Source organism: Marinobacter sp., from assembly GCF_033722195.1.
Classification (GTDB): domain Bacteria; phylum Pseudomonadota; class Gammaproteobacteria; order Pseudomonadales; family Oleiphilaceae; genus Marinobacter.
On record NZ_JAWVZL010000115.1, the window covers coordinates 1 to 8,291 of the forward strand.

At 63.5% G+C, this 8,291-nt stretch carries 8 protein-coding genes; 7 read left to right on the forward strand and 1 reads right to left on the reverse strand.

From position 1 onward, the window contains the following. From R3280_RS14685 to R3280_RS14710, 6 genes are all read left to right on the forward strand, one after another. A partial coding sequence (locus R3280_RS14685) for an acyl-CoA dehydrogenase (RefSeq protein ID WP_318999363.1) occupies positions 1 to 1,579 on the forward strand: 1,579 nt, incomplete at its 5' end. Positions 1,580 to 1,705: 126 nt separating this feature from the next. Continuing rightward, positions 1,706 to 1,957 (forward strand): hypothetical protein, encoded by a 252-nt coding sequence (locus tag R3280_RS14690; protein WP_318999364.1) that lies wholly within the window; start codon positions 1,706 to 1,708, stop codon positions 1,955 to 1,957. 139 nt (positions 1,958 to 2,096) lie between these two features. After that, a complete protein-coding gene (locus tag R3280_RS14695) occupies positions 2,097 to 2,393 on the forward strand; it encodes a hypothetical protein (protein WP_318999365.1) in 297 nt (98 codons plus the stop codon). 98 nt (positions 2,394 to 2,491) lie between these two features. Further along, the gene (locus tag R3280_RS14700) at positions 2,492 to 2,998 is read left to right on the forward strand and encodes a hypothetical protein (protein ID WP_318999366.1); all 507 of its coding nucleotides are present in this window, start codon (positions 2,492 to 2,494) and stop codon (positions 2,996 to 2,998) included. Positions 2,999 to 3,126: 128 nt separating this feature from the next. Then, entirely contained in the window at positions 3,127 to 5,091 is a 1,965-nt protein-coding gene (locus R3280_RS14705; protein ID WP_318999367.1) for a PhoX family phosphatase, read from the forward strand. A 223-nt stretch (positions 5,092 to 5,314) separates the two neighbouring features. After that, positions 5,315 to 6,955, forward strand: a complete 1,641-nt coding sequence (locus R3280_RS14710) for a methyl-accepting chemotaxis protein (RefSeq protein WP_318999368.1) — start codon at positions 5,315 to 5,317, stop codon at positions 6,953 to 6,955. A gap of 6 nt (positions 6,956 to 6,961) precedes the next feature. Here R3280_RS14710 and R3280_RS14715 read toward each other — a convergent pair whose 3' ends face one another. After that, on the reverse strand, positions 6,962 to 7,840 hold the full coding sequence (locus R3280_RS14715) for a LysR family transcriptional regulator ArgP (RefSeq protein ID WP_318999369.1): 879 nt from the start codon (positions 7,838 to 7,840) through the stop codon (positions 6,962 to 6,964). An 87-nt stretch (positions 7,841 to 7,927) separates the two neighbouring features. Here R3280_RS14715 and R3280_RS14720 point away from each other — a divergent pair. After that, positions 7,928 to 8,291 (forward strand): LysE/ArgO family amino acid transporter (locus tag R3280_RS14720; RefSeq protein WP_318999370.1); only part of this gene is annotated, 364 nt, incomplete at its 3' end.

Below are 8,291 nucleotides of genomic sequence, written 5' to 3' on the forward strand. Positions count from 1 at the left end.
GCCAGAGGTCAAAGAGGCCTTTGATGCCTACGCCGAAGCAGGTTTTCTCGCTGGCCGTTACGATTATGATCTTGGTGGCATGCAGCTTCCCGAAACAGTCATGGCCGCCTGCAATGGTTTTTTCACTGCGGCCAATCCGGGCACGGCAGGTTACCCCTTTCTGACCACCGCAGCGGCGAACCTGATCCGTATTTTCGGCTCCGAGCAGCAGCAGTCGAAGTACCTGATGCCCATGCTGTCGGGCAAATACGCCGGCACCATGGCGCTCACCGAGCCCCATGCCGGCTCATCACTGGCGGACATCCGCACCTCCGCAACGCCGACCGAGGCGGGTCACTACCTTATCAAGGGCGCCAAGATCTACATTTCCGGCGGTGAGCAGTCCATCACCGAGAACATCGTTCATATGGTGCTGGCCAAGATCAAGGGCGCGCCGGCAGGGGTCAAGGGTATCTCCCTGTTCATCGTGCCCAAGTTCCTCAGCGACGACGACGGCCGGCTCACCGAGCGCAACGGTGTCGCCCTGGCGGGTCTGATCCACAAGCTGGGCTACCGGGGTACCACCTCCACCGCGCTGAGTTTCGGCGATGACGCCCCCTGCCACGGCTACCTGGTGGGGGAGCCGCACCAGGGCCTCAAGTACATGTTCCAGATGATGAATGAAGCGCGTCTGGGGGTGGGTTTCGGTGCCGCCGTGATCGGTTATCGGGGCTATCTCCACAGCCTGGATTACGCCCGTGACCGCCGCCAGGGCCGCAAGCCCTCAGAGCGCGACCCGGCCTCGCCGCCGGTGGCCATCATCGAGCACGCCGATGTGCGGCGCATGCTGCTGGCCCAGAAATCCTATGTGGAGGGCGGCCTGGCGCTGTGTCTCTACGGTGCCCGTCTGGTGGACGACCAGCACAGTCATCCGGACCCCGCCAAGCGGGAAGCCGCCGGCAAGCTTCTGGACCTGCTGACCCCCATCATGAAGGCCTGGCCGTCGGAGTACGGTCCCAAAGCCAACGACCTGGCGATCCAGGTTTACGGTGGCGCCGGCTACACCCGGGAATACCCGGTGGAGCAGTGCTGGCGGGACAACCGCCTCAACCCCATCCACGAGGGCACCAATGGTATCCAGGCCCTTGACCTGCTGGGCCGCAAGGTCTGGCAGGACCAGAGCCATGGTCTGCAGCTGCTGATGCAGGCCATGCAGGTGGACCTGGAAGCCGCCACCTCGCCCCGGGGCCAGCAGTGGGCGCTGTCGCTGAGCGAGACGCTGCAGCGAGCGGTCCAGGTCACACAGGCCCTGGGCAAGGCGCTGATGAAGGAGAATCCGGACCGGGTGCTGGCCAATGCGTCCTGTTACCTGCACCTGTTCGGTCATATCACCGTCGCCTGGATGTGGCTGCGTCAGGCCAATGTGGCGGAGAAAGCGCTGGTGTCCGCCGCCACTGAGCGGGACCGCAATTTCTACCAGGGCAAGTTGCAGGCGGCCCAGTATTTCTTCCACTGGGAGCTGCCCACCGTGGCCCAGGACATCGTGCTGCTGGAAAGCCGCGACGACACCTGCCTGGCCATGCAGAGCGACTGGTTCTGACCCGCCGCAAACCTGCTACAAGACGCCGGTCCCCGGATTGATTCCGTGGACTGGCGCAATCTCCCGCCCTGAACCAGACTGTTGAAATGCCTTCCAGGCTCTCAACCACCAGCGCAAGGGACTGCCATGAGCAACGGTTACCAGCCCGTCAGCATTGCCACCGAACAGCTGCTGGCCCGCCTGGTGTCGGCGGGCGAAATCAGCGAAGTGGTCTACCGGGACGAAGCCGGCCAGGTCCAGCAGGTCCACGACGTGCTCCGGGACCTGTTCGTCCGGGCCGGTGAATCCTTCGTGTTGCTCGGCCGCGGCCAGCTGGTGCGTCTGGACCACCTGTTCTCCGTCAACGGCCAGGTCGTGACCGGCGCCGGTGCCGCCTGAGATGCCGCCATCTCCGGTGATCTAACGCCTTGTCCTTGTTAAAGAAAATGTAACTTCCCGTTTATTGTGGGTGGCGATGGCCGGCCGTAGACTGTGTGCCGTGGTTACCGTCTCAACACACAACATAAGGAAATACACCATGAACAAGTTAACGCTGAGCGCTCTGGCACTGCTACTGACCCTGGGGCTGGCGGGTTGCAGTGACAACGAATCCGAAGGCGTCGACATGGAGCAGGCCGCGGACAACGCCGAGGAAATGGCGGAAGACGCCGCCAGTGCCACCGAGGAGACCTACGAAGACGTAACCGGCCAGCAGGAAGGCGCCATGGAGCAGGCCGGCGAGACCATGGAGGAGGTCGGTGACGAAATGGGTGAAGCGGTCGAGGAGGCCGGTGATTCCATGGAGGAAGCTGCCGAGGAGACTACCAATAACTGATGGCCGTTAACCCGTCCGGTGGGCATCCTCTGTCGACCGGACGGGGTGAATTGTGTAATTCTCCGGTGAACGATTGCTCGATCATCCCGGAGTAAACCATGGCCGCAGATTCCCTCTCATCCCTGTTCCCGGCACCACCGCAACGCCGGCAGTCCCAGTTCCTTGGTATTGTCATGATGCTGTGCGTTCTCATCACCGGCTGTGCCACCAGCCCTGAACCCCTGATCTGGCTGCAGGGTCCTGACCAGGCCATTCCCGACAGCGCCACCAGCTTTACCACCGAGGTCCGACCGGTACCGGGCCAGACCGATGTGCTGCGGCTATTCGAAGACGAGTCCATTCGCCAGATGCAGGCCCTGGGCTACCGGGAAGTTTCGAAGCAGGCGGATCTGACCCTGCGCATCGAGCTGCGGCCCTCCGGCCAGATCACCGATCTCATCGAGCCGGTAGCCTCCGGGCAATTCCGTCTGCGCATGACCTCCGGCGAACGCCTGCTGAAATTCGGCGAGACCCCCCATTTCAGCGAGGTGGAACTGGATATCCTATCCCGTGAGCGCATTGCCAGGATTGTAAGCCGTTTCCTCGAGGGCATGCCTACGCGCTGACGCGGGGGCTGTCACCAACCGTTCACCGGTTTGCAAAGGTACAGTCAACGAACTGAAAAATAAGCGCCAGATACTGAGCTCTCTTAAAAACTCATCAATGACGATGAAGCCACGAGAGAGACAGAGACATGGACAAGACCTCAGTTCGCCCAATTGATCTGGACCCCAACTTCGAGCCGGTGACCAACCCCTCGAACAACAGAAGTTTCGAGAATGTTCTGGCGGCCCGCATGGGTCGCCGTACCCTGATGAAAGGCAGCGTTGGCGCGGGCCTGGCCAGCCTGATGGGCCTTTCCCTGGCCGGCTGCGGCAGTGACAGCAGCAGTGGCTCTGCTGGCACGCCCCAGGCCCAGCCCACCCTGGGCTTCCGGGCGGTGCCCACCTCCAGCGCCAACCAGATCGTGGTTCCTGAGGGCTACTCATCCACCACCTTCGTGCCCTGGGGCACGCCGATCAGCGGCTCCTACCCCGCTTACCTGGCTGACGGCAGTAACACCGGCGAAGACCAGGAGCAGCAGGTGGGCGATAACCACGACGGCATGCACTTCTTCCCCATCGACCTGAAACAGGGCGGCAACAGCTCCACCGAAGGCCTGCTGGTGATGAACCATGAGTACATCAACCCGCAGTGGCTTCATCCTGATGGCCCCACGGGCGCCGACCTTACGCCGGTAGTGCGTCCCAGTGCCGAAGTGCGCAAGGAAGTGGCGGCCCATGGTGTCAGCGTCATCCATATCCGCCAGCAGGCCAGTGGCAGCTGGGAAGTGGTGTTCGGCAGCCCCTTCAACCGCCGTATCACCGGGCAAACCGAGATGGACATTCGAGGCCCGGTTCGCGGCAGTGACAAGGTCAAGACCAGGTTCAGCCCGGACGGCACCAGAACCCGCGGTACCCTTAACAACTGCTCGATGGGCGCCACCCCCTGGGGCACCTACCTGGCCGCCGAGGAGAACTGGGCCGGCTATTTCGTCAACACGGACTCCCCGCAGCCCCCTGAGCACGCCCGTTACGGCGTACAAGATGACAATGGCCGCTATTACTGGGAGACCGCCGATGGCGGCGAGGACGAGTACGTCCGCTTCAATGCCAGTCAGATGGGTGCCACGGCCCTTGACGACTACCGCAATGAGCCAAACACCTTTGGCTACATGGTGGAAATCGACCCCTTCACGCCGGAAGTCAAGCCCCAGAAACGCACCGCCCTTGGCCGCTTTGGCCATGAAGGCGTGATATTCGCGCCGGTTACCGAGGGCGAGCCGGTGGTCTGCTATTCCGGTGACGATTCCCGCTTCGAGTACATCTACAAGTTTGTCAGCGACCAGCCCTATTATGCCGCTACCGCTGGGGGCTATCTGCTCAACCAGGGCACCCTCTACGTGGCCGTGTTCAACGACAACGGTTCCGGTCAGTGGAAGGCCCTGAAAGTGGGTGAGCCGGGCCTTGAGGCCTGGACCACACAGGCGGACATTCTGCTCAATACCCGCGCCGCCGCCGACGCCCTGGGGGCCACGCCGATGGACCGCCCGGAATGGGGCGCCATCAACCCGAAGAGTGGCGAGGTCTACTTCACCCTCACCAACAACAGCCGCCGGGCGGCCGACGAGGTCAATGCCGCCAACCCGCTTGGGCCGAACCCCAACGGTCACATCATCCGTTGGACGGAAGCGGGTAATGACTACGCCGCCACCACATTTGAATGGGATATCTTCGTGTTTGCGGGTGAGGCCGGCACCGAGACGGTGGTTGATGGTGATGCCGTGGTGTCGCTCACCGAGGACAACCTGTTCAACAGCCCTGACGGACTCTGGTTTGACGCCTCAGGGCGGCTGTGGATCCAGACCGACGGCTCCGACGCTGCTCCCTACCAGAACAACATGATGCTGGCCGCGGACCCGGACACCCGTGAAATCAAGCGTTTCCTGGTGGGCCCGGTAGGCTGCGAGGTGACAGGGGTGACCTCCACGCCGGACCAGAAAACCATGTTCGTCAACATCCAGCACCCGGATGCCTTCTGGCCGGATGCGTCTGTGGAGCGGCCCCGCTGCGCCACGGTCATCGTCACCAAGGACGACGGCGGCGTTATCGGCAGTTGAACCTGACCTGATACACCGGTTGGTCTTCCAGGCGCCCCAAGGGGCGCCTTTTTTATGGGTAATCCAAAATACATGTTAACGCTGACTAAAGTAGCAGTTCGGCGGGCCGATTTATTGCATAGGATGGTCTGGGGTTCATAAAGGGCTCCCCGAATAAAAAAAGGGTGCAAAAGATTGCCGCTAATAAGAAAGGCAACAACAACTGAAGTATCTGGAGGCAGGCATGGGGTTACTCTCACCGGGGGTGGCTTTGTGGGGGAGCATTGCGGGTCTGGTGCTCGCGGTTCTGGGGGTCGCCGTGGCGCCACTGTTGGGGCTTGACGGGGTATCCATTCTGATTGGCTTGGTGGTGGGCATGGCGGCTGCCGGAGGCTACCTCATCCTGCGCGCGCTGGAGCCGGTGGACCGGGCGCTGGCGGAGCTGGAAAACGGCAAGGCGGGCGAGGGCAATGCTGTCGCCGCGCGCATCCCCAAACTGCTGGCGGATGCCAACAGCGGCCGCGTGCTGGTGGATGCCCTCACCAAGGGCGCCGATGCCAATGCCATCTCGGCGGCGGAGGTGTCCTATGCCGCCGACCAGCTCAAACTGAAGCTGGACCAGCAGGTCAGCGAGGCGGCCCAGATCACCGACTATGTCGGAAGGATCACCGGCACCGTGCGGGATTCCGCCCAGCAGGCGGAAGTGGCCAGCAGTACTGCCCGCCAGGCCAGCCAGATGAGCCAGGAGGGCAAGACCGCCCTGGCGGCGGCCATCGACAACATCCGCCTGGTGCATCAGCAGTCCAGCGAGACCCTGGGCCTGATCCAGGAGCTCAACGGCAAGTCGGAAAAAATCCAGAGCGTCACCGCTGTTATCCAGGGCATTGCCGAGCAGACCAACCTGCTGGCCCTGAATGCCGCCATCGAGGCGGCCCGGGCCGGTGACCAGGGCCGTGGTTTCGCGGTGGTGGCCGATGAGGTGCGCCAGCTGGCCGGTCGTACCGCCCAGGCCACCGGTGAGGTTGCCGATACCCTGCAGGCCATCCGTACCGACACCGGCGTGATCGTGTCCCGCATCCACAAACTGGCGGAGAGCGTGGAGGAAGGCCTGCAGTCTGTGGAAGGTGTGGGTGGTCGTCTGGGTGAGATCCAGGCCCAGTCCGACCAGGTCCAGCAGCAGGTGGCGGGCATCGCCGAGGGTGACAAGCAGAACGAGCAGAGTCTGGAGCAGATGTACCAGGCCATCGAAGTCATGCACGAGGCGTTGTCGGAGAGCGACACCAACGTCAAATCCCTGGCCAGCCAGGCGGCCCGGCTGATGGAGCTGGCGGAGGACACCAACGCCACCTTCGCCCTCAGCAGCGATGCCTCTTACCACAAGTTCTTCTACCAGCAGGCCCGGGCCGGTGCCGACCGTATCGGCGAGCTGTTCGAGCAGGCGCTGTCGGAGGGCCGCCTGACGGAGTCGCAGCTGTTCGACAAGACCCGCCAGCCGATTCCCAACACCAGCCCGCAGAAATACAGCAGTGGCTACGACCGCTTCACCGACGACAACCTGCCGCCGATCCAGGAGCCGGTGAAGGCGGCCCACAAGGCCATGGTCTACGCCATCCTGACCGCGCCGGACGGCTATGTGCCCACCCACAACCGGGACTTCGCCCATCGCCCCACCGGCGACCCCAAGGTAGACCTGGTGAAAAGCCGGAGTAAGCGTCTGTTCAACGACCGCACCGGCGCGCGCTGTGGCAGTCACACCCAGGACATGCTGCTGCAGACCTACCGCCGGGACACCGGTGAGATCATGCACGACCTGTCGGTGCCGGTGTATGTGCGCGGCAAGCACTGGGGTGGCTTCCGGCTGGGCTACCGACCCCACTCCGCCTGATCCGGCCTACTGCAGGTGGGCTCTGCCCGCCTGCAGTAGGGCGTCTGCCAGTCGTTCCATGAAGTCGCCCCCGTGGCGCCAGTAGTGCCAGTAGAGCGGCACCGTCACGGTCTGTTCCGGCACCAGGCTCACCAGCACGCCGTCAGTGTCCACCAGCCGTGCCTGCAGGTCGGGAATCATGCCGTAGCCGATACCGGCCAGCGCCAGCCGCACGAAGCCTTCGGAAGAAGGGCACAGGTGATAGGGAAAACGGCCGTGATAGCCGCACTGGGACAGCAGCCGGTGCTGGAGTTGGTCGTTGGGGCCGAACACGATGGCAGGTGCCTCGCGGAAGGCGGCGGCGCTGATGCCGTCCCCGAAATGACGTTCGATGTAATCCGGGCGTGCCAGCGGGCGGTAGGTCATCTGTCCCAGCGCCAGGCAGCGGGCGCCGGCCACCGGCTGCTCGCTGCTGCACAGGCAGGCCGCCACATCACCCTCCCGCATCCGTTTCAGGCCCACGTCCTGATCCTCCACCACCAGATCCAGCAGCAGTCCCTCGGCCTGGCAGAAGGCCCCAATGGCCTGGCCCCACCAGGTTGCCAGGCTGTCGGCGTTGAGGGCGATCCGAAGCCGGCCGCGCTGGCTCGACAAAGCCGGGATCTGACGCTGCAGGTCCCGCTCCATCAGCTGCACCTGCTGGACATGGTTCAGGAGGCGCTGGCCGGCGGGCGTGGCCTGGGGGTTGGGACTGCGGGTCAATACCGGCTGACCGAGCCGGGCCTCCAGCAGTTTGATGCGCTGCGATACCGCCGACTGGGACAGCCCCAGGGCCAGGCCGGCGCGCTCAAAACCACCGGTTTCGATCACCGTCACCAGGGCTTCCAGCAGTTTGTAGTCGAGCATAAGAAAATCTGATGCACCATTAGCGATATGATTTTTAAGTATAGCCAATCCGGGCTAATCTGGCCGCCCTGATCGAGGAGAGTGAGGATGTTCCAGAGTTACATCACCGGGTTCGTGGTCTGCGGCGGCATCATCGTCGCCATTGGCGCCCAGAATGCCTATCTTCTGGGCCAGGCTTTCCGACGGGAGCACCACTGGTGGTCAGCGGTCCTGTGTATGAGCAGTGATGCGCTGCTGTTCACCGCCGGCATGCTGGGGGTGTCGGCTGCCCTGGCGGCGGTGCCGTCGGCGCTGGAAGTGCTGCGCTGGGGTGGTGTCGCTTTTCTGCTGTGGCTGGCTATGCTGGCGGCGAGCCGTGCCTGGCGGGGGCGGTCGGCACTGACCGCTGAGGAAACCACCCGCCGCAGCCTTGGCGCCGTGATCGCCACCACCCTGGCAGTCACCCTGCTGA